The 24,014-nt window shown below is 65.0% G+C and carries 26 protein-coding genes, 3 tRNA genes and 1 pseudogene; 21 read left to right on the plus strand and 9 right to left on the minus strand.

Going from position 1 to position 24,014, the window contains the following annotated elements; genetic code table 11:
* Window positions 1-32 precede the first annotated feature (32 nt).
* The gene (gene recC, locus ASE48_RS07900; protein ID WP_057166515.1) at window positions 33-3,203 is read right to left on the minus strand and encodes an exodeoxyribonuclease V subunit gamma; all 3,171 of its coding nucleotides are present in this window, start codon (window positions 3,201-3,203) and stop codon (window positions 33-35) included.
* A gap of 219 nt (window positions 3,204-3,422) precedes the next feature.
* Here recC and ASE48_RS07905 point away from each other — a divergent pair, with 219 nt between their 5' ends.
* Window positions 3,423-3,758: a hypothetical protein gene (locus ASE48_RS07905; RefSeq protein ID WP_057166516.1), complete on the plus strand. Its 336-nt coding sequence runs from the start codon at window positions 3,423-3,425 to the stop codon at window positions 3,756-3,758.
* Between the two features lie 115 nt (window positions 3,759-3,873).
* On the opposite strand, the gene ASE48_RS07910 is transcribed toward ASE48_RS07905, so the two are convergent.
* From ASE48_RS07910 to ASE48_RS07930, 6 genes and pseudogenes are all read right to left on the minus strand, one after another.
* Window positions 3,874-4,587, minus strand: a complete 714-nt coding sequence (locus tag ASE48_RS07910; RefSeq protein ID WP_057166517.1) for a crotonase/enoyl-CoA hydratase family protein — start codon at window positions 4,585-4,587, stop codon at window positions 3,874-3,876.
* An 11-nt stretch (window positions 4,588-4,598) separates the two neighbouring features.
* The gene (locus ASE48_RS07915) at window positions 4,599-5,435 is read right to left on the minus strand and encodes a hypothetical protein (protein WP_057166518.1); all 837 of its coding nucleotides are present in this window, start codon (window positions 5,433-5,435) and stop codon (window positions 4,599-4,601) included.
* A 92-nt stretch (window positions 5,436-5,527) separates the two neighbouring features.
* Window positions 5,528-6,394: a phospholipase effector Tle1 domain-containing protein gene (locus ASE48_RS07920; protein WP_057166519.1), complete on the minus strand. Its 867-nt coding sequence runs from the start codon at window positions 6,392-6,394 to the stop codon at window positions 5,528-5,530.
* Window positions 6,395-6,592: 198 nt separating this feature from the next.
* Window positions 6,593-7,519, minus strand: coding sequence for a DUF4352 domain-containing protein (locus ASE48_RS07925; protein ID WP_327049645.1), 927 nt, complete (start codon window positions 7,517-7,519; stop codon window positions 6,593-6,595).
* Window positions 7,520-7,600: 81 nt separating this feature from the next.
* Window positions 7,601-7,693, minus strand: a pseudogene (locus ASE48_RS33750) (DUF2510 domain-containing protein); the annotation flags it as partial.
* Window positions 7,694-7,793: 100 nt separating this feature from the next.
* Entirely contained in the window at window positions 7,794-8,513 is a 720-nt protein-coding gene (locus ASE48_RS07930; protein WP_057166521.1) for an MBL fold metallo-hydrolase, read from the minus strand.
* A gap of 258 nt (window positions 8,514-8,771) precedes the next feature.
* Here ASE48_RS07930 and ASE48_RS07935 point away from each other — a divergent pair, with 258 nt between their 5' ends.
* From ASE48_RS07935 to ASE48_RS08015, 18 genes are all read left to right on the plus strand, one after another.
* Window positions 8,772-9,221 (plus strand): RrF2 family transcriptional regulator, encoded by a 450-nt coding sequence (locus tag ASE48_RS07935; protein ID WP_057166522.1) that lies wholly within the window; start codon window positions 8,772-8,774, stop codon window positions 9,219-9,221.
* The gene (locus ASE48_RS07940) at window positions 9,218-10,357 is read left to right on the plus strand and encodes a globin domain-containing protein (RefSeq protein WP_057166523.1); all 1,140 of its coding nucleotides are present in this window, start codon (window positions 9,218-9,220) and stop codon (window positions 10,355-10,357) included. Before ASE48_RS07935 ends, ASE48_RS07940 begins: the two co-directional genes overlap by 4 nt.
* 199 nt (window positions 10,358-10,556) lie before the next feature.
* Window positions 10,557-10,862: a hypothetical protein gene (locus ASE48_RS07945; protein ID WP_057166524.1), complete on the plus strand. Its 306-nt coding sequence runs from the start codon at window positions 10,557-10,559 to the stop codon at window positions 10,860-10,862.
* A complete protein-coding gene (locus ASE48_RS33795; RefSeq protein ID WP_442928709.1) occupies window positions 10,859-11,005 on the plus strand; it encodes a hypothetical protein in 147 nt (48 codons plus the stop codon). The genes ASE48_RS07945 and ASE48_RS33795 overlap by 4 nt, the downstream gene beginning before the upstream one ends.
* A gap of 203 nt (window positions 11,006-11,208) precedes the next feature.
* Window positions 11,209-11,281 (plus strand) — tRNA-Thr (locus tag ASE48_RS07950).
* 37 nt (window positions 11,282-11,318) lie between these two features.
* Window positions 11,319-11,392 (plus strand) — tRNA-Met (locus ASE48_RS07955).
* 27 nt (window positions 11,393-11,419) lie between these two features.
* Window positions 11,420-11,587 (plus strand): 50S ribosomal protein L33, encoded by a 168-nt coding sequence (rpmG, locus tag ASE48_RS07960; protein WP_023985310.1) that lies wholly within the window; start codon window positions 11,420-11,422, stop codon window positions 11,585-11,587.
* A 9-nt stretch (window positions 11,588-11,596) separates the two neighbouring features.
* Complete coding sequence (gene hadA, locus ASE48_RS07965) at window positions 11,597-12,073, plus strand: (3R)-hydroxyacyl-ACP dehydratase subunit HadA (protein ID WP_057166525.1); 477 nt, start codon at window positions 11,597-11,599, stop codon at window positions 12,071-12,073.
* A complete protein-coding gene (hadB, locus tag ASE48_RS07970; RefSeq protein ID WP_057166526.1) occupies window positions 12,060-12,488 on the plus strand; it encodes a (3R)-hydroxyacyl-ACP dehydratase subunit HadB in 429 nt (142 codons plus the stop codon). The genes hadA and hadB overlap by 14 nt, the downstream gene beginning before the upstream one ends.
* Window position 12,489: 1 nt before the next feature.
* Entirely contained in the window at window positions 12,490-12,999 is a 510-nt protein-coding gene (hadC, locus tag ASE48_RS07975; RefSeq protein WP_057166527.1) for a (3R)-hydroxyacyl-ACP dehydratase subunit HadC, read from the plus strand.
* A gap of 135 nt (window positions 13,000-13,134) precedes the next feature.
* Window positions 13,135-13,207: transfer RNA gene (locus ASE48_RS07980), tRNA-Trp, on the plus strand.
* A gap of 68 nt (window positions 13,208-13,275) precedes the next feature.
* Complete coding sequence (gene secE / locus ASE48_RS07985; RefSeq protein WP_057166569.1) at window positions 13,276-13,719, plus strand: preprotein translocase subunit SecE; 444 nt, start codon at window positions 13,276-13,278, stop codon at window positions 13,717-13,719.
* 30 nt (window positions 13,720-13,749) lie between these two features.
* Entirely contained in the window at window positions 13,750-14,520 is a 771-nt protein-coding gene (nusG, locus tag ASE48_RS07990) for a transcription termination/antitermination protein NusG (RefSeq protein ID WP_057166528.1), read from the plus strand.
* Between the two features lie 53 nt (window positions 14,521-14,573).
* Window positions 14,574-15,002 carry a 50S ribosomal protein L11 gene (rplK, locus tag ASE48_RS07995; protein WP_057166529.1) on the plus strand — a complete coding sequence of 143 codons (429 nt, stop codon included), beginning with the start codon at window positions 14,574-14,576 and terminating at the stop codon, window positions 15,000-15,002.
* Window positions 15,003-15,081: 79 nt separating this feature from the next.
* Window positions 15,082-15,795 (plus strand): 50S ribosomal protein L1, encoded by a 714-nt coding sequence (gene rplA, locus ASE48_RS08000; RefSeq protein ID WP_057166530.1) that lies wholly within the window; start codon window positions 15,082-15,084, stop codon window positions 15,793-15,795.
* Window positions 15,796-15,959: 164 nt separating this feature from the next.
* On the plus strand, window positions 15,960-16,829 hold the full coding sequence (gene rfbA, locus ASE48_RS08005; protein WP_057166531.1) for a glucose-1-phosphate thymidylyltransferase RfbA: 870 nt from the start codon (window positions 15,960-15,962) through the stop codon (window positions 16,827-16,829).
* Window positions 16,829-17,827, plus strand: coding sequence for a dTDP-glucose 4,6-dehydratase (gene rfbB / locus ASE48_RS08010; RefSeq protein ID WP_057166532.1), 999 nt, complete (start codon window positions 16,829-16,831; stop codon window positions 17,825-17,827). Before rfbA ends, rfbB begins: the two co-directional genes overlap by 1 nt.
* A gap of 15 nt (window positions 17,828-17,842) precedes the next feature.
* On the plus strand, window positions 17,843-19,264 hold the full coding sequence (locus ASE48_RS08015; RefSeq protein ID WP_057166533.1) for a sugar nucleotide-binding protein: 1,422 nt from the start codon (window positions 17,843-17,845) through the stop codon (window positions 19,262-19,264).
* 18 nt (window positions 19,265-19,282) lie between these two features.
* On the opposite strand, the gene ASE48_RS08020 is transcribed toward ASE48_RS08015, so the two are convergent.
* Window positions 19,283-20,233 carry an endonuclease/exonuclease/phosphatase family protein gene (locus ASE48_RS08020; RefSeq protein WP_235570910.1) on the minus strand — a complete coding sequence of 317 codons (951 nt, stop codon included), beginning with the start codon at window positions 20,231-20,233 and terminating at the stop codon, window positions 19,283-19,285.
* A 71-nt stretch (window positions 20,234-20,304) separates the two neighbouring features.
* Entirely contained in the window at window positions 20,305-20,820 is a 516-nt protein-coding gene (locus tag ASE48_RS08025; protein WP_057166534.1) for an arsenate reductase/protein-tyrosine-phosphatase family protein, read from the minus strand.
* Between the two features lie 875 nt (window positions 20,821-21,695).
* Between ASE48_RS08025 and ASE48_RS08030 the strand changes: the two genes are divergently transcribed.
* Both ASE48_RS08030 and ASE48_RS08035 read left to right on the plus strand, forming a co-directional pair.
* Window positions 21,696-23,246, plus strand: a complete 1,551-nt coding sequence (locus tag ASE48_RS08030) for a sugar transferase (RefSeq protein ID WP_235570912.1) — start codon at window positions 21,696-21,698, stop codon at window positions 23,244-23,246.
* A gap of 114 nt (window positions 23,247-23,360) precedes the next feature.
* Window positions 23,361-23,993, plus strand: coding sequence for a class I SAM-dependent methyltransferase (locus ASE48_RS08035; protein WP_162264198.1), 633 nt, complete (start codon window positions 23,361-23,363; stop codon window positions 23,991-23,993).
* Window positions 23,994-24,014 lie beyond the last annotated feature (21 nt).

Raw genomic sequence — 24,014 nt, forward strand, 5'->3', positions numbered from 1 at the left:
ATCGCTCATGCGGTTCACTCCGCAAGCGTCGTTCACGGCGCCACCCCTTCGGCCTGCAGCAGCGGCAGCCACAGCCGCTGCGCGTACTCGTCGAGGCCCACCAGTTCGTCCAGGCCGGGGTCGCGGCCCCACACTCGTGCGATTGCCGGGTCGTCACGATCGTTGCGCCAGCGGTAGTTTGCCGCTTGCGTCGGGTCGTCGCCGACGTGGCGGGCCCCGGCCCACGCATAGGAGGTCTTGATCGGCAGCGGGAGCGGGCGCCGCCGGCCCTCGTCGTACATGGCGACGAGATCGCGCAGCAGGACCACGGAGTCGTTCGGGCCGTCCAGGCCCTGGATGCGCGGAGTGGTGCCGCGCGGCGGCCTGCCGATGCACACCGCCGACCACTGCTGCCCGCGCTGAGCTGTCAACGCCAGCAACGGAATCCAGGAGGCCAGCAGGTGTTGACCGCCGAGCTTGGAGTAGGTGACGCTGACCAGCCGATCGGCGAAGACAGAGTTCACCGTCCCGGTGAGCCGTCGCCCCGCCCCGAGGTCGATGTCCACGTCGAATGCCTGGCCGTCGGCGCGACGGTAGCGCAGTGCCTCGGCCGCCAGCAGGGCGGCCTGATCGCGCAGCCGCACCGACAGCCGCCAGCCCAGCTTTCCCGGCGGTAGCGTGCCGCGCCGCCATTCGGCCTGTTGCGCGTCCTGCGGGGTCATCCCGCGCATGATGTCGCCGAGCATCCGGTCGCCGACCGTCCATTCCTGCAACGCGTCGATCTCGACGGGCATCACATCGGACACTCCGTCCACATCCCACGGCAGGGTGTAGTCCAGCGCCCGGAAGAAGCCCTTGACCGGGTTCTTGAAGAACGCGATCAGATCGGCCAGCGACACGTCGCCGGTCGGGTGTTCGGGCAGTGGACCGGAGATGAAGTCCGGTTGCGGGCCGCGCGTGCCCGCCATCGCGCGGGCGGTGTCGAGCACCGTCGGGTCGAAGGTGAACGGCGAATCCGGGATCAGCCGGCCCGGCTGCACGTTCTGGACGTCGAAGGGCTGCAAGGGATGCCGGGTCACCAGTTGGTCGACGGGGCCGGCGGCGGTGGCTTGCAGGGTGTCGAGGAGTTCGGCGATCGGCACCGCGGGGGGCCGCGGCTGCCCGCTGTACTCGTTGGCGCCGGTATAGGTGATCACCAGGGTCTGGGTGGCGGCGCCGATCGCGTCGAGCAGGAGTTGGCGGTCCTCGGAGCGGATATCGCGCTCACCGGTCATCGGGTCGCGGGCCAGCGCATCGTCACCGTCGACGGCGCCGAGGCGTGGGAAGACTCCATCGTCCAGGCCGACCAGGCACACCACCCGGTGCGGCACCGAGCGCATAGGCACCATCGTGCACACCGTCAGCGTGCCGGTCCGGAAGTTGGCGCGGGTGGGGCGCCCGGCCAGGTGCCGGTCCAGCAGCGCGCGAATATCGCTGAGGCGCAGCAAGACGGAGCCTGCGCCCGAGCTCTCGGCGATATCGGCGAACTCGCGTTGCACCTGGGCGGCCGGCCATTCCTCGTCGTCGAAGGCCAGCGCCTCGATACCGTCGGTGAGTGTCTGCAGCCAGTCGGCAAGGGTGCGGGTACCGCTCATGGCGTGGATGGTGTCCGTGAGCTTCTGCACGAAGTCGGCGAAGCGGCCGGCCAGTTCCACCCGGTTGCTGCTGACATCGTCGAGCGGCAGCGTGGTGCCCAGCCAGGCGCGGGAATCGTCGGACATGGCGACCCCGGCGAGTACCCGGTCGACGCCGAATCGCCAGGTGTTGTGCAGGAATTCGACGCCGTAGGGTGTCCGGTGCGGCTGGTCGAAGCCCCACCGGATGTTCGCCTCGCGCACCCACCCGGTGACGGCGTCCAGATCGTCATCGGTGAAGGAGAACCGGGCCCGCACCGGGGCGGCCGAGGCGATGTTGAGCACCTCGCTGGCCCCGGCCCGGCCACCGGCAAGCACCAGAAGTTGCGCGGCCACCGACAGCAACGGATTCGTCTGCACCAGAGCACGATCGGCCAGCCGCACCCGCAGCCGGTGCGCCGGGTGCGCGTTGCGGACCACCTCGCCGAGCCCGAACCCGGCGGTGATCAGGGGTGCGTAGGTCTCGATGTCCGGGCACATGACCAGAATGTCGCGGGGTTCCAACGTGGGGTCGTCGGCGAGCAGGCCGAGCAGCACCTCGCGGAGGACGTCGATCTGTCGGGCCGGGCCGTGGCAGGCGTGCACCTGGACGGAGCGGTCGGATTCTTGGTGGGTCCGGCCGTCGGGACGTACCGCGTCGGCGGCGATGTCGGATTGCAGCCAGCCCAGCAGGGTGTCGGGATAGGTTGCGGTGGATAGGTATTCGTCGGTTGTCGGCTCGGGCAGGGCGCGCTGGAGTTCGCGCAGGTCCCGGCCCAGGGTGGCCAGCAGTGGATGCCCGACATCGCGGTGGCTGGTGTCGTCGCGGCGGGGAATGGCGCCGCGGCGGCCGGACAGTGCGCGCCACAGGTTGTCACTGGGGTGTGGCAGCCACAGGTGCAGGTCGTGGTGGACGGCCAGCGCGCCCAGCAGTTCGATCTCGGTGGAGGGCAGCCGGGTGTGCCCGAACAGCGAGATGCGCTCGGGCAGGTCGCTGCGTCCGGCGCGGAGCCGGGCCAGTGTCTCGGCGTGCCGGATGTGCGGCGCGGGGGCGTCGATGCGCTGGATCAGCCTGTCCCACAAGGGCTGTTGCCAGGACAGGTCGGCGGGCAGGTCGTCCCAGTCGGTGAGCAGCTGGGGACGTTGCCGCGCGTAGGAGGCGTAGAGGCCGGCGAGCCGTCGGGCGACGGCGTAGCGACGGCCCTGGCGGAGTTCCCGTTCCTCCGCGGCGGTGTGATGGCCGAGGTGGGCGGCGAGTGTGGTGCACCAGGGTTCGTCGAGGCTGTCGTCGATGACGTCGAGCAGCGGCCACACCATGGCATCGGCGGCCCACGGGTCGGTGGTCGTGGTGCCGGTCAGCTCGGCGATCAGGGAGCGAGGGTTGCGGAACTGCACGCCGGCACAGATGCCGAGGTGGTTGGACAGCCGTTGGCTGAGCCAGCGCTCGACGCCCTTGGCGGGCACCAGCACCAGTTCGGTGGCGAACGGGTCGGTGAGCGGCTGGGCCAGCATGGCACCCAGTCCATCGGCGAGCTGATCGGTCCGCTCGGCGCGGTGCAGGTGCAGAGCCATCGAGGTCAGCGTAGTGCGCGGGTGCGACAGCCTCGGGCGGTATCGGCCGTGCGTAGCGCCGAGGAAAGTTGGTCGCGACCGGCGTGCTGGCGCCGCGTCGAAAAAAGGCGGCACTCGAGTTGCCCGCCTATGCGCGACAACCGAGCGACAACCCGGGTGCGCCAGTTGCAGCGAGCAGCCTGCGAAGCGGTTGTCGGACTCCTCCGGCATCGTGTCGGCATGAAAGCGGAAGCCTTGATGCGGGTGAAGGGGCTAGATCTGCGCTACCTGCTGAGCTGGTTGTTGGCCGATTCCGGGTCCGCGACCGTGCCGGAATTGGTGGATCGGCTCGCGATGTACGGATTCGACGTCGACGGCCGACCGTCCAAGACGGTATCGGATGCCTTGCGGTGGGAGGTGCGGCACGGGCGGGTGCGGCAGCACGGTCGGGGCCTGTATGGGCCGGGGCCGACTCCGCGCGCCACCGAGTACCGAATACATCAGCGGATCATTCGGCTGCGCGTGCAGGCCGGAACACTGGCGAGCGAGCGGGCAGTGATCTCCGGCTACCTCTGAGCGTTGTCGCTGGGTTGTCGCTCATAGGCGGGCAACTCGAGTGCCGACTTTTTCGGCGCCAACAGGGCTGCAGGCGCGACCGGCGCGGCCACAGCGCGCCCGCCGATCCCGAAAATCAGCTCAGCGACATCTTGAACTCGGCCGCCAGACCGTCGATCCCGGCCTGGATCGCCGCCAGAGCCGACGACCGCGCCTTCAGCTTGCTGGCCACGTGCGACTTCAGGTGCAGCGTCGCCGCATACTCCGCCGCTACTTCCTGAGCTCGCGCCAACACTGCCTCGCGCTCCACGATCTCGTCGAGCCAGCCACCGGCGATCGCCGCGTCCCCGGCGAACACCGCGGCCACCGACACCGCACGCGAGAAGGCCGGCGCCGTCAGTCGTGCCCGCATGATCTCCAGCGCCGCCACCGGCAGCGTCATCCCGATCGCGACCTCGTTGGCCTGGCAGCGCGACCGCTCCGAGCCCACTCGATGGTCACCGCTCAGCAGCAGGAAGGACCCCATCGCGATCGCGGGTCCCGTCGCGGCCATCACCACCGGCGCCGGGAAGGCCAGTGTCCGGATCGCCAATTCGAAACCGCCGGCGAGCATCCCGTGCCCGGCGTCCGCGTCACCGGAGGCGAACACGCTCAAATCGAATCCGCCGCTGAACACCCGATCGTTGCCGGCCAGCACCACGGCCTTGACCGTGCCCGCGGCGATATCGGTCTCGGCCTGATCCAGGGCGGCGTTGATGGCGGCCTGCATGGCCGGCGACAGGGCGTTGACCTTGCCATCGTCGAGCGTGATGGTCGCGACGGCTTCGTGAACAGCGTAAGTGGCGGTCATATGCCCGGACTTTACGGAGCGCGGTGCTTAATTCCGATGGCGGGGCTGGAGTGGTGCCGTCCGTTCGACGTCTCGGGCGAGATCCAGGGGAACTCCAGCTCGGTGGTCTCGTCGGACTGCCGGGTGCGCCAACGGTCCTGGGTCTCGCGCACCGCCCGGTTCATCCGATCGATCTCGGCGCGGAACACCTCGGGCTGGGTCTCCTTGGAGGCGTAGTGGAAATACGTGAGCACACTGCGCAGCAGTTCCAGCTTCCGCTTCTCCCGCTTGGCCAGGTCGTGGGTGGTCATCAGTTCCAGCCGCTGCACCGGCTGCAGGGTCGCCCAGTCCAGCACCACCGCGGCGTCGAACTCGCGGCGTTTACCACCGGCGGGCCGATCTCCGTAGTACACCGTGCCCTCGAAGCGGGCCCGGATCTGACCGCCGAACTCCTCACGGCTGATCGCCGAATCCCACACAGTTCGCCATTCCTGCCCGGGCGCGAGTTGGGTGAGTTCGCTGGGCAACCGGAGTTCGGCCACCTCGGGCAGTCCGTCCGCGCGGGCGTCCTCGTAGCGGCCGACCGTCAGCGGATGCGCGAATTCGAACCTGATGTTGTGCGCCGCGGACTGCCCGAAGTTGCGCACCACGAGTTCGATGACATGCCAGTCCGAGGGGTGCGGTTCCATGTAGACCACCACGTGCGGCCGCAGCTCATCACTCTTGATCAGGCGATTCCGTTTGAGCGCACGCGCGGTGAACAGCAGCGCACTCAGCCCGAGCGCCAGTCCGGCCCACGCTGCGATCGTCAGCCATCCGGCCGACCCCAGGCCGCTCAGATCGGCCCACCGATCCCTAAACCATTCCACCGCGACCTCACCTGATCATCCGATTGCGCCTCGGACATTAGCGCTTCGCTGATGATCGCGTAAACCGCAGCGCGCGGTTTAGCTGGCGGGGTTCAGGATGCGGTGGCGAGTGCCCGTGGCCGCAACGGTGTGGCCGGTGCGCTCGCCATCAACCGCTCGCCGCGGTCCAGCCAGTCCTGATCGGCCCATTCGACCTGGGCGGGCAGCCGGCGCCAGTACCGCGGATGCGCCCGCACGTGCATCTGGACGCTGGCGTGCACGACGGCGTCCTGGGGCAGCCGGCGTAGCCCCATGTTCAGTGCCGAGCTTTCCGACTCGGCATGCGCAGAAGGTGCGCGGTCCACCCGCAACCCGGCCTGCTCGGCGCCGTCGAGCATCCAGTCGAGCGTCAGTGGGCTGGAGACGATGTCGCGGTGCGAGCCGCGGAACCACACCTCGTCCACACCCTCGACGCGCTGCAGGTTCGGTGCGCCGTCGATGGCCACCGCGTGGCGGCCCGCGATCACGTTGACCGGCCCGGCGGTCCCGCGGATGCGGGTGGAATCCCACAGGCCCAGGAAGCGGACCGGCAGCGTGATGTCGTCGTGCTCGGCCAGGCCGGCCGCGACCTCGGTGACGTGACGCCACTCCTGTGCGGTGCGGGTGGTGCGCGGCAGCGCGTAGGTGGACAGCATGTAGCTGCGCAGTTCGCCGTCGAGCACACCGATGGTGCCCAGCAGGCGGGTCAGCGCCTGGGCGCAGGCCGCGCCGCTACCGGCGCCGAAGACGTAGACGTTGTCACCGGGATGCCAGTGATCGACGAGGTGCGTGTAGGCCGAGGCGACCGATGCGCGGGCGTCCTCGGGACGCCGGTTGGTGTATTGCCGCCAGCCGACCTGTCCGGCGTGGTCGACGAGCCGGAAGAGGGCCGTGGCATTGCTTTCCCCGGAGTGGTCGAAACACAACACGATGTTCTTCATGGCCACCCCCGGCGATGCAACGCAAACGATCTCTAGCGAACAATTCTGCCAACACGCCTCCCAGCTACCAAGGCGTAATCTCGCTGAAGAGTCGTCAGTATTCAACGAATTTCAGCGTCAGAAGGCTAACTTGCCGCGGAATCGGTTGTCTGTCCACCAAATGACGTACACCGTCAATTGTTTGCAGGCAACTTCGGGTCAGGAAAGCGGCAGAACCGCGCCCGCGCTGGCCAGGTCGCCGTGGACCTGCAGGGACTCCGGAGCCGTACCGGGCGGAACGTCGTAGGCGAAGGCGACGTCGACAGGTTGGCCCGGGTACAGCACCGCCGAGATGCCACCGAGGTAGAACGTGCTCTCGGTTTCGGTGTTGTAGGTTTGCCCGCCGGCGTTGAGTACCTGCTGGTCGGCGAGGAACGTGGCCGGCAGTGCACCGTTGTTGAGCAGTGTCAGGCGCACGACGACGAACTCGCCGGAGGCCGTCTTGGTGAGCATCTCGTTGTCGACGGCCGACACGGTCGGGGTGACCTCCACACCGTTGCTGGTGATGGTGACTTCGCCGTCGGCGACCTGTCCGCCTGCGCCGGTGACCTCGCCGGCGGTGGTCTCGGTGGGGTCGGTGGAATCCGTTGCGGGGGCGGTCGTCCCAGCAGTCTCGGTGGTCCCGTCAGCCCCGGTGGCCTCAGTCGCGCCGGTGCCGGGATCGGCGAAGGCGAACGCCCACACCAGCACCGCCACCAGCACGATGAGCAGTCCGCCGACGCCGATGAGGTAGCCCTTGAGCGGACCGGACGGGCCGGACGCAGGCTCGGCCGGCGGTGCGGTGGCCGCGAACGCGAGGGCTTCGGGCGGCGGCGGAGCCGTCGGGACCGCCGCGGCGGGCGGTTCGGGCAGCTTCACCACGGCGGTGGGCTGATCCTGATCGACGAGTCCGACGACGGTGGTCGTCTGATCTTCGGCCGTTTCCGGCTCGTCGACGGCGGCGGGCTCGACCTCTGGCTCGATCTGCTCGCCCGCTTCGGCGGGCTCCTCGACCGCCTCGGGCTCGGACGCGGCGTCCGGCTCGGGGGCTTCGACCTCGCTGACCGGCTCGGCCTTACCGGCCTCTTCCCAGGACGGCATCGTCATGTCCTCGGGCCACGGCGGCAGCTCCGAGGGCCATGCGGAAGTCTCTTCGGTGGACGCAGACGCATCGGAAGCCTCGGGGCCGTGATCACTCCACGTGGCACCGTCCCAATAGCGTTGACCCCCGGATCCGTCGGGATCGGGGTACCAGCCGGCCGTGGTCGGCGGTGTCGTCATGCGGGGTTTCCTCCCTATGCGCGCCACCGGGGCGCTGTGACCTCGCAGAATAGTCCAGGCGGAGGTACGCCGCGAGAGTATTGCGGGTCGGGCGGCGCTGTCAGCCGCCCATCAGCATGCGCCACTGGTCCAGATTGCTGGCGCGGTAGACGTAATTGGACCGCTTCACATCCGAAAGCGGGGCACTCGGTTCCGTCGAGTACCAGTGGCCTGGGAAGACGGTCGGATCGCCCGTCAGTGTGGACAGCGCCTGCAGACTGCGGAACATGTCGTCGACGTTGCCGCCCGGGAAATCGGTGCGCCCGCAGCCCTCCAGGAACAGCGTGTCCCCGGCGACCAGTCGTCCGTCCAGCAGGAAGCACTGGCTGCCCGGGGTGTGCCCGGGAGTGTGCAGCAGTTCGATGTCGATATCGCCGACGTTGACCTTGTCGCCGTGCTCGTGAGCGGTCAGATCACTCATGGCGATCCCGGTGACCTGTGAAACCCATTCGGCCTCAAGCGCATTCACGTGCACCGGCACGCTGACGCGCTCCAGCAGCTCGGCCACGCCGGCCAGCGTGAAGCCCATCATGGTGCCGCCGACGTGGTCGGGGTGGTGGTGGCTCACCAGCACACCGGAGAGGTGCATGCCGTCGGCCTCGAGTGCGTCGACGAGCTCGCCTGCCGAGTACGCGGGGTCCACCACCATGGCGTCACCGGTTTCCCGGTCGCCGATCAGGTAGGCGAAGTTGCGCATCTGCTGGGCAATCGGGTCGGCGGCCGCGAAATCGCGACCCGAGAGCAGCTGGCGGAAGTACAGGCGATCTGCGTCGGAAGCCATGGCGACACTCTAGGGGGACGTGCCTGGGCGTCGAAAATCCCAGTTACGTGCGGCGCGCGCCGTGCACCGCCGAGCGGGGCAGCCGCCCGGCACGGGAATGCTCGGAGAGGTGGTCGCCGTCGAGGCGATGGCCACCTTGGGTCGGAATCTGGCCAACTGCGCAATACCCGCTGGTGCAAAAACCGCACGAAATCGGGTGTTTAAGGGCACAGCCGTTAAATCTCGTATTTGACATGCAGGATTTGTAGCGTCAGTCCCATGCAACTCACCCGGTTCACCGATCTGGGGCTGCGCACCATGATGCTGCTGGCCGCGGGCGACGCGGCCGAACGCCGCATCACCACCCGCAGCATCGCCGTCGGTGCCGATGCCTCCGAGCATCACATCGCCAAGGCCGTCGCGCGCCTGGTGGAACTCGGCATGGTGAACGCCCGGCGCGGACGGGTGGGCGGGCTCTCGCTGACCGAAGCCGGCCGCACCGCGTCGGTGGGCTGGCTGGTGCGCCGACTCGAAGGTGACGCCGAGGTCATCGACTGCGACGGCGGTGCCACCCCCTGCCCGCTGATCGCCGGGTGTCGATTGCGCCGCGTGCTGGGCGAAGCCAAAGAGGCCTTCTATCGCGAACTCGACAAGCACACCCTCGAAGACTTGACCGGTGGCGGCTTGCTGCCGGTCGTGACTCTCCCGCTGGAAAGGATCACCCGATGACCGTCACCACCCCCGCACAGGACCTGGAGCCCGCGCACGCCGACATGATCACGGCCACGCTGCCCTTGGTCGGGGCCAATATCGACGCGATCACCCGGTCCTTCTATCAACGACTGTTCGAGGCGCACCCGTCGCTGCTGCGCAACCTGTTCAACCGGGGCAATCAGGCCCAGGGCGCCCAGCAGCGCGCACTGGCCGCGTCCATCGCGACCTTCGCGACCCACCTGGTGAACCCCGACCTGCCGCACCCGGCCGAACTGCTGTCGCGGATCGGGCACAAACACGCGTCGCTGGGCATCACCGCCGACCAGTACCCGATCGTGCACGAGCATCTGTTCGCCGCGATCGTCGAGGTGCTGGGCGCCGACACCGTCACCGCCGAGGTCGCCGAGGCCTGGGACAGCGTCTACTGGATCATGGCCGACACCCTGATCGACATGGAGCGTGCGCTCTATGAAGAGGCCGGGGTGGCCGCCGGTGACGTCTACCGGCGCGGGCGGGTCGCGGGCCGGGTGGACGACCCGTCCGGGGCGATTCTGGTGACCGTGGACGGCCTGGACGCGACGTTCGAGCCGGGGCAGTACGTGTCGGTCGGGGTGACGCTGCCCGACGGCGCGCGCCAGCTGCGGCAGTACAGCCTGGTCAATGCGTCCGGTAGTGGTGAGCTGACGTTCGCGGTCAAGCCGGCCGGCGAGGTGTCGGGCTGGATCCGGGACAACCTGCGGGTCGGCGACCTGATCGACATCACCGTCCCGTTCGGTGATCTGCCGACCCCGCAGCCGGGCGCCCCGCTGGTGCTCATCTCCGCGGGCATCGGCATCACGCCGATGCTCGGCATCCTGGAAGCACTGCCGGCCGATGCCCGCGTGCAGGTGTTGCATGCCGACCGCAGCGAGCAGACCCACCCGCTGCGGGAGCGTCAGCGCGAACTCGTCGAGAAGCTGCCCAACGCGACGCTGCAGCTCTGGTACGAGGACCTGCTGTCCTTGGATGGGGTGGAGTTGCCCGCCGACGCCGAGGTCTACCTCTGCGGCAACGACGGATTCGTGCGCGCGGTGCGCGAGCAGCTGGTCGGCCGTGGCGTGACCCGGGTGCACTGCGAGCTGTTCAGCCCCAACGACTGGCTGTTGTCCTGAGTTACGTGGCTTCAGCTTCGTGACCATGCTTGTCGCGGAACTGAAGCCACGTACGTCCGGGCGCCGAATTCCGTACCTGGGTTCAGCCGCGGCCGGTTTCTCCACACGAAACTGATGCCTGGGATGTCGGCCGGAACTTATCCACAGGGGCCCGAAACCTGGCATCGGATCTGTCGGCGAAAGGTGCCAGCATCTGGCCATGGGGGTCGTGATCGGCAGTGAAGCGTTGGCGGCGGGCACGGTGACCCGTCACGAGCTACGGACGCGCTATCGCCGCATGTTCCCCGACATCTACGGACCGATCGAACCGTCGGTGCGGGACAGGGCCCGCGGGGCGTGGCTGTGGTCGCGGCGCCGAGGAGTGATCGCAGTAGTCGCGGCCTCGGCGTTGCATTACGCGAAGCGGATCGACGATGACGTGCCGATCGAGATGCTGTGGCGCAACACCCATCCCTCAAGATCGCCGTGCAGTACGACGGCCGCCACCACCAGACCGACCGCGTGACCTACGTCCGCGACCAGAAGGTCAACCGGGCGCTGACGGCACTGGGCTGGATCGTCGTCCGGGCCATCGCCGAGGATTCCGACGCCGACGTGGTCGGCCGCGTCGCCGCCGCGTTGTACAGCCGCGGGTGGCGGGCCGCGTGAGTAACGTGAGTTCAGCATGGATGCGCCGACGCTCACGCGGCCGAAGCGAGGCAGGGGAGAAGGCCAATTCGTCGACCCGGCTTGAGTATCGTGGCGGCGAGGCCCGTGAGAGCCCCAAAAATGAGCCACAGACCAGCCGTTTTGGAGCCGGGAACAGGGAGAATGTACCCTCTTTAAGGCCCTACGGCCGCAGGTAGTGCAAGGCCCCCTTAGCTCAGTCGGTAGAGCGTTTCCATGGTAAGGAAAAGGTCAACGGTTCGATTCCGTTAGGGGGCTCGGTAGACGCTCGGCGGAGCTCCGCCGCGTCGATCGGGGCGGTGTAGCTCAGCTGGTTAGAGCGCACGACTCATAATCGTGAGGTCGGGAGATCGAGCCTCCCCACCGCTACAGGTAGAACAACGAGAGGCAAGAGACGTGGCGTCGAGTACCGACGTACGGCCGAAGATCACTTTGGCCTGCGAGGTGTGCAAGCACCGTAACTACATCACCAAGAAGAACCGGCGGAACGATCCCGATCGCCTGGAGATCAAGAAGTTCTGCCCGAACTGTGGTCACCACCAGCCCCATAAAGAGTCGCGGTAGCCCTTCGTCGTGACACTGTCGGAGAAAATCGTCGGGATGCATTACCGCTATCCCGACGCCTACGAGGTTGGCCGCGAGAAGATCCGTGAGCACGCCATCGCCGTCAAGAACGATGATGCTTTCTACTTCGATGAGGCTGTCGCCGCCGAGCTCGGGCATGACTCGCTGCCGGCGCCGCTGACGTTCATTTGCATCTTCGGGTTGACGGCGCAGTTGGCATTCTTCGACGATGCGAACATCGGCATCCACGACGCTCAGATCGTGCAGGTCGATCAGGAGCTGAAGTTCCAGCGGCCGATCCGGGCCGGGGACAAACTGTATTGCGACGTCTACGTGGAATCGGTCCGGAAGGCACACGGCACCGACATCATCGTCACCAAGAACATCATCACCAACGACAGCGGTGACGTCGTCCAGGAGGCCTTCACGACCCTCGCGGGGCGTTCAGGCGACGGAGAAGAGGGCTTTTCAGATGGCACTGCGTGAGTTCAGTTCGGTAAGCGTCGGCGACACCCTTCCCGAGAAGGTCATCCCGTTGACCCGTCAGGATCTGGTCAACTACGCCGGCGTTTCTGGCGACCTGAACCCGATCCACTGGGACGACGAGATCGCCAAGCAGGTCGGCCTCGACACCGCGATCGCGCACGGCATGCTCACCATGGGTCTCGGTGGCGGCTACGTCACCTCCTGGGTCGGCGACCCGGCCGCCGTGACCGAGTACAACGTCCGCTTCACCGCGGTTGTGCCGGTGCCCAACGACGGCGTCGGCGCCGAGATCGTGTTCAACGGCCGCGTGAAATCGGTTGAGCCCGAGGACAAGTCGGTGACGATCGCGATCTCCGCCACCACCGGTGGCAAGAAGATCTTCGGCCGCGCCATCGCGACCGCGAAGCTGGCCTGACATGGCCTTACGCACAGACATCCTCGGGATGGTCTACAAGTACCCCGAGGTCTTCGTGGTGGGCCGCGAGCAGGTCAAGCAGTTCGCGCTCGCGGTGAAGTCGCCCGATCCGGCGTCGCTGCACGAAGAGGCCGCCGCCGAGTTGGGCCATGACACCCTGGTCGCCGGTCCGACGTTCGTCTCCATCGTGGCACTGCTCGTCCAGCAGGACTTCTTCCGCAACGTCGACGTCGGCATGGAGACCATGCAGATCATCCAGGTCGACCAGCGCTTCGTGTACCACCGCCCGATCAAGGTGGGCGACCGGCTGCACGCCGAGCTGGAGATCAAGTCGGTGGAGAACCGCTTCAACGCCGACATCGTGGTGACCCGCAACGTCCTGACCGACGATGACGGCGGGATCATCATGGAGGCGTTCACCACGTTGATGGGCCACGAAGGCGACAACTCGGTGTCGGTGCGCTACGACCGTGAGACCGGACAGGTGCTCCGGGCCGCGGTAGGGGAGTAGCGACCTAGGGGATTAGTAACTCGCATGTGGGCCGATGTACACTCGGTCCTCGGGGTTTTCCCACTACAGCGCGCTGTCCGTCGGTTCGGAAATCGGCCGATCGGAGAGCGCGCAGTTATGTGAAGCCTCGAACGAAGGGGCGTAGCTCAACTGGCAGAGCAGCGGTCTCCAAAACCGCAGGTTGCAGGTTCAAGTCCTGTCGCCCCTGCTCAACTGAATACTCGACAAGTGTGGACACTGGAAGGTGACCACACGTACACAGACGAAAGGCATGCGGTGAGCGACGATCAACCGCCTCTGGGGCCTTCGGCAGGCGAAGGGCCAGAGGACGGCCAGACGAGCGGTGCCGCCGCCGTTCCCGCCGGACCGCTGCGCCCCACCGGAAAGCGGTCGCGACGCACGGCAGCCGAACCGGCCGGAGGCGCCGTCGCGGTGTCCGACGCCGAGGACGCGGATGACGCCGGATCCGATGACAAGCCGGCCAAGCGCACGAAGCCGGCCAAGGCTGCGAAGACGGGCGAGGAACGGGTCAATCCGTTCCAGTTCGTCTGGACCTACCTGAAGCAGGTCATCGGAGAACTGCGCAAGGTCATCTGGCCGAACCGCAAGCAGATGGTCACCTACACCACCGTGGTCTTGGTGTTCCTGGCCTTCATGGTCGCGCTGATCGGTGGTGTCGACCTCGGGCTTGCAAAGCTCGTGGCGATCATCTTCGGCTGACCCGGGAAGTATGAGAGAGGACTGACAACCGTGACTAGCTTCGACGGCGACGAGAACTTCGACGCCGACACGCCTGAGGGTGAAGCCGTCGTCGACGTTATCGACGAAACCGCCGCAACTCCGGAAGCCGACGAGGCTCCCGCGGCTGAGGCTGCCGAGGTGGAGGTCGAGGCTGAGGACGAGGATCCTGCGGTCGCGCTCAAGAAGGACCTGCGCACCCGTCCGGGCAACTGGTACGTCATCCACTCGTACGCCGGTTACGAGAACAAGGTGAAGGCCAACCTCGAGACCCGCGTGCAGAACCTCGACGTCGGCGACTACATCTTCCAGGTCGAGGTGCCCACCGAAGAGGTCACCGAGATCAAGAACGGCCAGCGCAAGCAGGTCAACCGCAAGGTGCTGCCGGGCTACATCCTGGTGCGCATGGAGCTCAACGACGAGTCGTGGGGCGCGGTGCGTAACACCCCGGGTGTCACCGGCTTCGTCGGTGCGACGTCCAAGCCGTCCCCGCTGTCGCTGGACGACGTGGTGAAGTTCCTGCTGCCGCCGGCCGCTGCCAAGAAGCCCGCCAAGAGCACTGCAGGTGCCGCGGCGTCGTCCGAGGCAACCCTGGAGCGTCCCGAGATCCTGGTCGACTTCGAGGTGGGCGAGTCCGTCACCGTCATGGACGGCCCGTTCGCGACGCTGCCGGCCTCGATCAGCGAGGTCAACGCCGAGCAGCAGAAGCTCAAGGTGCTGGTGTCGATCTTCGGTCGTGAGACGCCGGTCGAGCTGACGTTCACGCAGGTCGCCAAGATTTAAGTTTTCGGGCCCGGATATCGGCTGGGCCCATCGAGAGAAGGAAAAACCAGAGCATGGCCCCCAAGAAGAAGGTCACCGGGCTGATCAAGCTCCAGATCCAGGCCGGGCAGGCCAACCCTGCGCCGCCCGTGGGTCCGGCGCTCGGCCAGCACGGCGTCAACATCATGGAATTCTGCAAGGCGTACAACGCCGCGACGGAGTCGCAGCGCGGCAACGTCATCCCCGTGGAGATCACCGTCTACGAGGACCGCAGCTTCACGTTCGCGCTGAAGACCCCGCCCGCCGCCAAGCTGCTGCTCAAGGCCGCAGGCGTGCAGAAGGGTTCGGGCACCCCGCACACCACCAAGGTCGCCACGGTGACCTGGGATCAGGTGCGCGAGATCGCCGAGACCAAGAAGGAAGACCTCAACGCCAACGACATCGACGCCGCCGCGAAGATCATCGCCGGCACCGCACGGTCGATGGGCATCACGGTCAAGTAAGTCGCCCCAAGGCACCGGAAAAATTTGTGGGAGAGCCCGCTTCGGCTCGCCAACCACATCCTCTGAACTGGAGATATGAATGAGCAAGAACAGCAAGGCATACCGCGAAGCCGCCGAGAAGGTGGACCGCGACAATCTCTACACCCCTCTTGAGGCCGCACGGCTGGCCAAGGAGACCTCCTCGAAGAAGCAGGACGCCACCGTCGAGGTTGCGGTCCGCTTGGGTGTCGACCCCCGCAAGGCGGACCAGATGGTGCGTGGCACCGTCAACCTGCCGCACGGCACCGGTAAGACGGCCCGTGTCGCGGTGTTCGCCGTGGGTGAGAAGGCTGAGCAGGCTGTCGCAGCCGGCGCCGATATCGTCGGCAGCGATGACCTGATCGAGAAGATCCAGGGCGGTTTCCTGGACTTCGACGCCGCGATCGCCACCCCTGACCAGATGGCCAAGGTCGGTCGCATCGCGCGCGTCCTGGGCCCGCGTGGTCTGATGCCGAACCCCAAGACCGGCACCGTGACCGCTGACGTCGCCAAGGCCGTCAACGACATCAAGGGCGGCAAGATCAACTTCCGCGTCGACAAGCAGGCCAACCTGCACTTCGTGATCGGCAAGGCGTCCTTCGACGAGAAGGCCCTCGCCGAGAACTACGGTGCCGCGCTCGACGAGATCCTGCGCGCCAAGCCGTCGTCGTCCAAGGGGCGTTACGTCAAGAAGGTCACCGTCTCCACCACCACCGGCCCGGGCATCCCCGTCGACCCGGCGGTCACCCGTAACTTCACGGAGGATCAGGTCTGAGAGTGACCCGCAGCTCGTCCCGAAGCCCCGCCATTGGCGGGGCTTCGGTGTTTCTGGGGTTGGGTCAGTATGCGGACCGCATTTTGGTTTCCGGTGCAAACAACCGAGTATGCCGGAGGGACGTGTAGTCAGCCATTGGGACAGGCATGTGTCACGATATGCCTGTGCGGGGCATCATTCTGGCGGGCGGTTCGGGTTCGCGACTTCATCCGATCACGTTGGGCGTATCCAAACAGCTGGTTCCGGTCTACGACAAGCCGATGGTGTACTACCCGCTGTCCACGCTGATGCTGGCCGGGATTCGCGACATCTTGGTGATTACCACCCCGCACGATGCCGAGCACTTCGCCCGCCTTCTGGGCGATGGTTCGCAGTTCGGGGTGTCGATCACCTACGCGCAACAGCAGTCACCGGATGGGCTTGCCCAGGCGTTTACGATTGGCGCCGAATTCATCGGCGGCGAGAAGGTGGCGCTGGTCCTCGGCGATAACCTCCTCTACGGACCAGGATTGGGTGCTCAGCTCATCCGATTCGGCGATATCGACGGCGGTGCGGTCTTCGCCTACTGGGTCGCCGAGCCCGCCGCATACGGGGTCATCGAGTTCGACAACGACGGACATGCAGTGTCGCTGGAGGAAAAGCCGAGATACCCGAAAAGCAATTACGCGGTGACAGGCTTATACTTCTACGACAACGATGTCGTGTCGATCGCGCAGGATCTGACCCCGAGCGACCGCGGCGAGTACGAAATCACCGATGTGAACCTCGCTTATTTGAAGCAGGGCCGACTGCGCGCCGAGGTGTTGCCGCGCGGAACGGCGTGGCTCGATACCGGGACGTTCGATGCCATGACCGATGCCGCCGACTTTGTACGCACCATGGAGCGAAGAACGGGGTTGAAAATCGGCGCCCCAGAAGAGGTGGCATGGCGACAGGGTTACCTCACCGATGATGAATTACGTTGCCGTGCTGAAAAGTTGGTGAAGTCGGGTTACGGAACGTATCTGCTCGATCTGCTGGACAAGGGGCGGTAGTGGCACGGTTGCTCGTTACCGGAGGCGCGGGGTTCATCGGTTCGAACTTCGTCCACCACGTCATCAACCACACCGACTATGACGTCACGGTGTTGGACAAACTCACGTATGCCGGCAACCGGGCGTCGCTGGCGGGGATATCCGAACGCCGAGTGCTGTTCGTACAAGGCGATATCTGCGACGGGTCGGTTGTGGATGAGTTGGTGAGATCCGCGGATGCGATCGTGCACTACGCGGCCGAATCACACAACGACAACTCGTTGCACGACCCGCAACCGTTCCTGCACACGAACCTGATCGGTACCTTCACATTGTTGGAGGCGGCCCGGAAGCACGGTACGCGGTTCCACCACATATCGACCGACGAGGTTTATGGAGACCTCGCGCTCGAAGACCCGGCCAAGTTCACCGAAACAACGCCCTACAACCCTTCGTCGCCGTATTCGTCGACCAAGGCAGGCAGTGATCTGCTGGTGCGCGCCTGGGTTCGGTCGTTCGGTGTAGCGGCGACGATCTCGAACTGTTCCAACAACTATGGGCCCTACCAGCATGTCGAGAAGTTCATTCCACGCCAGATCACGAATATCCTGCGAGGCGTGCGCCCCAAACTGTACGGCGCGGGACACAATGTGCGCGACTGGATCCACGCCGATGACCATTCCTCGGCAGTCCTCACAATCCTCGGGCAGGGTCGGATCGGTGAGACGTATCTGATCGGGGCCGACGGTGAGAAAGACAACAAGAGTGTGGTCGAGTTGATCCTGACTCTCATGGGTCAGCCCGCGGATGCGTACGACCATGTCACGGATCGGTCGGGGCATGACCTGCGATACGCCATCGACTCCACCAAACTTCGTGCCGAACTCGGTTGGCAACCGCGTTACAGCGACTTCGAAGCGGGGCTCGCGGCCACGATCGAGTGGTACCGCGACCATGAAGACTGGTGGACGCCCGCCAAAGCCGATACCGAGGCGTTCTACGCCAAACTCGGCCAGTAACCAGAGGCCCAGATAATGGTCGAGTACGGTAAAGCCTTGCAGGTCAGCGCAACTCCGATTCCTGGTCTGATGGTCGTCGATCTACCAGTGCATGGGGACAACCGTGGCTGGTTCAAGGAGAACTGGCAGCGCGAGAAGATGGTTGCCGCTGGACTCCCGGACTTCGGCCCGGTCCAGAACAACGTGTCGTTTAATGACGCCGTAGGAACGACGCGCGGTATCCACGCCGAACCGTGGGACAAGTATGTCTCGGTGGCCACAGGCCGGATCTTCGGAGCGTGGGTGGATCTGCGTGCCGGTCCGACCTTCGGCACCGTGTTTACGGCCGAGGTCGACGCATCTCGCGCGGTATTCGTACCCCGCGGGGTAGGCAATGCATTTCAGACACTGGAGCCGAAAACCGGTTACGTCTATCTGGTGAATGATCACTGGACGGCGGATGCGCAGTATGCGGCCGTGAACCTCGCTGACGGGACACTTGCCATCGACTGGCCGATTCCACTGGCAGACGCTGAGTTGTCGGCAAAGGATCGGGCTCACCCAGCGCTGGGAGATGTCACACCGGTCTCAGCACGCAAGACCTTGGTGCTGGGGGCGGGTGGTCAACTAGGTCGTGCCCTGCGCGAATTGTATTCGGATGCATCATATGTCGAGTTCGCGGAGCGTTCCGATCTGGATCTCGCCGGCGATGTGGGCGGTGCTCGCCGGTGGCGCGACTACGACACGGTGATCAACGCTGCGGCGTATACCGCTGTCGATGCTGCCGAGACATCAGATGGCCGAGCTGCGGCGTGGGCCACCAATGTGACCGGCGTCGCCGAGTTGGCCCGGGTCGCCACCACCTACGCTCTGACCCTCGTGCACATCTCCAGTGACTATGTGTTCGACGGCAGCGCGGACGGGCCGTACCGAGAGGATGATCCTGTTGCCCCGCTCGGTGTTTACGGGCAGACCAAGGCTTCGGGGGATCAGATCGTGGCGACGGTGCCGCGCCACTACATCGTGCGAACATCGTGGGTGATCGGCGACGGGCGTAACTTCGTGCGCACCATGCTGTCGTTGGCTGAACGCGGCATCAATCCCTCGGTGGTGAACGATCAGTGTGGCCGCCTGACATTCACCAACGAGATCGCCGGATCCATCAGGCATTTGTTGGAATCGGATGCGCCCTACGGCGTGTACAACGTCACCGGGTCCGGGCCGACCATGTCGTGGGCCGATATCGCCCGACGAACCTTTGAGCTCGCCGGGCACGACCCAAATCGCATCACCGGAGTCAGCACTTCGAATTATTTCGCCGATGCTGCAGGACCGACTGCGCCGAGGCCGAGTAACAGTGCGCTGGATCTGACGAAGATCGAGGCGACGGGGTATTCGCCCGACGATGTCGATCTGAGACTGAAGCGATACTGCGAGGCGGCGGGGAAGTCGGGCTGAGCAATCGGTCGGTGAGCTTCACTCTGGCTCCACCGGTATCGCGACGGTGGCCAGCAGCGCCCGATGGTCGGACCCCGGGATGTCGACCGTGTGGATCGACTGCGCCGCTGAGTTGCGGGTCAGCACGTGGTCGATGGTGATCAGCGGCGGGATCGCGGGGTGCGGTGAATAGGTGGGTGAGAAGCCCGCCCCGGTCTGGTTGACCGCATCGCGGTAACCGACGTCCAGGAGGTCGCGGAACTGGCGCATATCGGGCGTGGCATTGAAGTCGCCGGCGATGATCACCGCGGCCGGGCCGGCGGTCTCGGCGTAGTCCGCGAATTCGGACTTGGCGGCGGTGATCCGGTGGTTCCACTCATCGAACGTGTTGGCGCCGGCTGCGAGTGGTGACATCAGGTGCACGCTGGCGACCAAGGGATCATTCGGTACGCCGGGCACGCGCACGCGCGCGGCGATGAAATTGCTTCCGTACCTTGACGGCGGAAGTGCGATGAGCGGGTATCGACTCCACAGGCCCATACCGCCGGCGCCGGGTCGGGGGATCAGGATCGAGTAGGGAAAGGTCTTGCGAAGTCCGCCGTCCCGGAATCGCGCCGCGGCCTCGGCCGTCAGCTCGGACATCGTGATGATGTCGGCGCTGTCGACGGCCAGGTCGATGAAGGCTGCCGCATGAGCCTCACCCTTCTGGATATTCGAGGAAAGCACCCGTAGTTCGGCGGTGCTAGGGCCGAGGTCGGACGTCTGCCCGAGGTTGTGCCAGGGCACCTGGATTGCCACGGAGATTGTCAGCAGGACGATGCCTGCCAGGGCGAGCAGCTTCTTGCGGCAGACCGCAGCAAGAAGGAGCGCGCAAAGAGCGACCAGCGGGACATAGGCGAAGCTCGCTGCGAGGACCAGGGCCGGCAGGTTGGCCAGTAGAACGGTGCGCGCGATCAGCGCGGCGAGGACATAGAGCAGCGCAAGGACCACCAGAGTGGCCGAAAAGGAGACAGTCCGTCGTCGTGTTACGCCGGGATGCTGTTGGGGCTGGCGTGACCCCATCAAGGGCGGCAAAGTTCGAGCACTGGCGGCAGTAGTTCGGCGATCTGCCTGCCAACCGCCGCGAAGACCTCATGATTCTGGCCGATGGGGTCGACGATGTCCGGCACTTCGCCCGTGATCAATCTGTGTCTCAAATTAGCGAGATCTGCAACGTTCTGCGCGCCAAGTGCACCGACGAGCTGTGCGGCTTCGGGCAGGATGAATGTTGTCCTGAGCTTATTCGGAGCAAGCTCAAGCACTCTGTCGCGGTGCACGCGGGTCATCGTGAGTATCAGGTCGGCGCCCGACGCGATCTTCGGCGTCAGCTGCCTCGCAGCGAAGTTCGAGGCGTCGCCCCCGAGCGTCCGCAGTACTCGCTCCGCGTCGGGGTGAACGGGATGGCCAATGACGGCGTGAGTGCCCGCGCTGGAGGCGGAAAAATCGGTGATACTGGCTTGGCTGGAATAAGCCACGGCCAGGCGTTCGGCGGACGGTGACCGGCAGATGTTCCCAGTACACACGAATAAGACGTGCAGGGCAGGCTCCTTGCGTCGATGCCGGAATCGGTGATGGGACGTGCATCATCTGTGTGTCCGAACCGCATTCAGTATCGGCGTTCGACCCTCGCCGCCGCCACCTGACCCGTTGCTGACGGACGTGGCAAACCCCCTCGCGAGCGCAGGGTTCGGGCCGATGGCGAGCGATACTTGGCCGCAAATATCGGAGCCTGCAGATTTGGCAACGGTGCCATCGGCGCGAACCCCCGCCGCCTCGATGACCTCTGTAGGCGTCAGCTCTGTCCTAAACGGCGAACACGCTCGATTTGCTGGAATAGCGCATTGGCGCGCACAAAGTGGGCGGGACGGTCGTCGGTTTGGCGCCGGGTCACCGACGCTGAAGAACTGGTACCGATCGAAAAGCGTGCACAGTCTTGGCAATTGCAGCAAACAAAAGTTCGCCTCAGTCCAGCCAAAGCTGTAGATGGCGGGGAAAGACCCGCCACCAGCCAAAAGTTCCTGCGCAATATGGCTATTACCTGCGTAAATGCTGGCGGCGTTGTCCTGTGGCGACGGATATCGTGGTTAACACTGAGAAAAATCTGAAATCCAACTGTCTCCTGCGTCAATTTGGCACTAACATGCTGATCAATGGATATCTGGGCAGAGTGCGAGTTCCACATCGGGGTCGAACCGGCGGTACCCGGTGAAGTCGTGGCTCTGTTCTAACTGGCAAACCATCGACGGACAGTCACAGGAGGAGCGGTGGGTCCACGAATGGCACGAGCGTACAACTTTGCACCTTGCGGACATGGTGCTTGCGCCGTTTATCACATGGCGGCGCCGTCCAATTTTGAGTGTTTGCCCGGTGACGGGACCGTAAATAATACAACACGTCCGATGGCTCGCAAGTCATGACAGTCGTAGATCCCAGTCCCGTCACGGCGCTTCGACGTGTCGATGCCGATCGCCACGACGCGAAGACCGCAGGACCAAAGGTCGACGGCTTCACCGCCGATGCCAAGAGCGTCGCGGACAGACTTATGAACGGCTCTGCCGATCAGAGCAGCCGTATTGGTCTGCGCTCCGAGGCCGTTAACTCGTCGGCTGAACGCGAAAAGTCTGTCAGGCGTTATCTCGGGCGTGTCCGGGCTTGGATGGTCGTGCCGGTAGTCGACTTCGTAATGATGCTGGCTCCGCTCGCATGGCGGCCACCGCAGCCCATCACCATCGTGACCATGGCCGTTCTGGGGGTCCTGCTTCTCACCGGTGGCGGGAGGTATGCAGCCCCGCTGCATCTGAGCGTGCTCGATGAGCTCCCGACGATCATCACCCGACTGCTCGCTGCGGTCGCGGCGGTTGCCGCCGTGGTGCTGTTCCTTCATCAGAAGGCGCAGGTGCAGATCTTCCTCGAAACTGCCTGTCAGGCCGTGGCTCTGGTGGTTGTCGGCCGCGTACTGACAACACGGCTCTGCGCGTGGGGACGCAGGCGAGGGATTGCGAAGCACCGAACGATTCTGATCGGCGGTGGCCCGGTAGCGGCCGAGATCATCAGGACCTTGGCGGAGCACCGTGAATACGGTCTGCAGGTCGAAGGCTTCGTCGACGATGGCGACGACGACTGCCCGGCTGCAGAATTTGCCGCCAAGCTGGGGCGTATCGCCGATCTGGATATGGCGGTCGTGACCATGGGCGCAGACACCGTACTGGTGGCAGACGGCAGCTTCGACGAGCAGGAGCTGGAGCAAGCTGTCCGCACGGAGGTGTGTTTGACGGCGGAGTTACTGGTTGTCCCGCGCATGCACCACTTCCACACGCTGACCGGGATGGCTGACCACGTCGGTTCCACCCCGATTATGCGGATCAGAAATCCCAACCTCAGGGGTCCGGCGCGACTGATAAAGCGCATGTTTGACATCGTCTCGTCATCTGCTGCACTTGTCCTGCTGTCACCGCTGCTGTTGGTCGCGGCGGCCGCGGTGCGTATTGAAGGTGGCCCGGGCGTCATCTTCCGCCAGATTAGGGTGGGCCGCGACGGCCAGGAGTTCGAACTGCTGAAGTTCAGGTCCATGCGGCCGGCCAACGAGGCGGAGTCTCAGACGCGATGGAATGTAGCGGCGGACAATCGGATTGGTGCGGTCGGCCGGGTTCTTCGTTGTACGTCGATCGATGAGCTTCCGCAGTTGTGGAATATCTTCCGGGGCGATATGACGGTGGTCGGGCCTCGGCCTGAGCGGCCCCACTTCGTGGAGCAGTTCTCGACGCAGTTCGACCGATACGCACACCGGCACCGAGTTCAAGTGGGGCTCACGGGATTTGCCCAGGTGAGTGGGCTCAAAGGCGATACTTCTATCGCCGACCGCTGTCGGTACGACAACTTCTATATCGAGAACTGGTCGCTCTGGCTAGATATCAAGATCATCATCCGGACTTTCCGTGCAGTGGTGTTGTACCGCGAACGTTGACGCAGTGCTTGGCGGTCGCGGCCAGATGCAATCTGATGCTCAGGAAGGTAAGAGCTGAATAATGAAGATGAGTACCGGTCCATTGCTGGCCCCGAGAGCGTCAGGTTTGTATCTGTGGGTTTAACGAAATTCAAAGGCGCGGCTCGAAAGACACTTCGCCGTTCGGAGAGGATTCAAGATGCCTACGAACGCTACAAGAACTCTCGACGGCAAGAAGTTCTGAAATCGCTGATACCGGTGGGTGGTGTCGGGGCCGAACTCGGGGTGCACAAGGGGCATCTGACACCGTTCCTGGTGAATTGGCTCACGCCGAAGAAGCTCTACGCCGTTGACCCCTGGTATCTCTTGGGACCGACATGGGAATGGGCTGCTGGCGACAAGTCCACAGTAAATGCATTGGCGCGCACCATCCGAAGGCTTCGGCCCTCCATAGAGGTCGGCCAGGTGGAAGTGATCGTCCGGGACGACTTGGTGTTTCTGTCGGATCTGGCCGATGGCGCACTTGACTGGGTCTATCTCGACTCTTCACACATGTACGACCACACCGTGAAAGAGTTGGAACTCCTCCTACGCAAGGTCAAGTCAGGCGGCATAATTGCCGGAGATGATTGGCAGCCGGACCCGAGTCATCGCCACTACGGCGTATGTCAAGCGGTGCGTGAGTTTGAATCTGCCGGCCGGCTGAGCGTGATCTATGCCAACTCATCCAACCACCAATGGGCTTCCACAGTGCCAGAATCATCGTGAAACAACAGAACCGTAATGTCC

The sequence above is a fragment of the Mycobacterium sp. Root265 genome (assembly GCF_001428895.1).
Taxonomy (GTDB): domain Bacteria; phylum Actinomycetota; class Actinomycetes; order Mycobacteriales; family Mycobacteriaceae; genus Mycobacterium.

What these genes read in the sequence shown, in the direction of transcription:
- recC (WP_057166515.1), bottom strand. Translation starts at nt 3,203, where the DNA reads ATGGCTCTGCACCTGCACCGCGCCGAGCGGACCGATCAGCTCGCCGAT.
- ASE48_RS07905 (WP_057166516.1), top strand. Translation starts at nt 3,423, where the DNA reads ATGAAAGCGGAAGCCTTGATGCGGGTGAAGGGGCTAGATCTGCGCTAC.
- ASE48_RS07910 (WP_057166517.1), bottom strand. Translation starts at nt 4,587, where the DNA reads ATGACCGCCACTTACGCTGTTCACGAAGCCGTCGCGACCATCACGCTC.
- ASE48_RS07920 (WP_057166519.1), bottom strand. Translation starts at nt 6,394, where the DNA reads ATGAAGAACATCGTGTTGTGTTTCGACCACTCCGGGGAAAGCAATGCC.
- ASE48_RS07925 (WP_327049645.1), bottom strand. Translation starts at nt 7,519, where the DNA reads ATGACGATGCCGTCCTGGGAAGAGGCCGGTAAGGCCGAGCCGGTCAGC.
- ASE48_RS07930 (WP_057166521.1), bottom strand. Translation starts at nt 8,513, where the DNA reads ATGGCTTCCGACGCAGATCGCCTGTACTTCCGCCAGCTGCTCTCGGGT.
- ASE48_RS07935 (WP_057166522.1), top strand. Translation starts at nt 8,772, where the DNA reads ATGCAACTCACCCGGTTCACCGATCTGGGGCTGCGCACCATGATGCTG.
- ASE48_RS07940 (WP_057166523.1), top strand. Translation starts at nt 9,218, where the DNA reads ATGACCGTCACCACCCCCGCACAGGACCTGGAGCCCGCGCACGCCGAC.
- ASE48_RS07945 (WP_057166524.1), top strand. Translation starts at nt 10,557, where the DNA reads ATGGGGGTCGTGATCGGCAGTGAAGCGTTGGCGGCGGGCACGGTGACC.
- hadB (WP_057166526.1), top strand. Translation starts at nt 12,060, where the DNA reads ATGGCACTGCGTGAGTTCAGTTCGGTAAGCGTCGGCGACACCCTTCCC.
- hadC (WP_057166527.1), top strand. Translation starts at nt 12,490, where the DNA reads ATGGCCTTACGCACAGACATCCTCGGGATGGTCTACAAGTACCCCGAG.
- rplK (WP_057166529.1), top strand. Translation starts at nt 14,574, where the DNA reads ATGGCCCCCAAGAAGAAGGTCACCGGGCTGATCAAGCTCCAGATCCAG.
- rplA (WP_057166530.1), top strand. Translation starts at nt 15,082, where the DNA reads ATGAGCAAGAACAGCAAGGCATACCGCGAAGCCGCCGAGAAGGTGGAC.
- ASE48_RS08015 (WP_057166533.1), top strand. Translation starts at nt 17,843, where the DNA reads ATGGTCGAGTACGGTAAAGCCTTGCAGGTCAGCGCAACTCCGATTCCT.
- ASE48_RS08030 (WP_235570912.1), top strand. Translation starts at nt 21,696, where the DNA reads ATGACAGTCGTAGATCCCAGTCCCGTCACGGCGCTTCGACGTGTCGAT.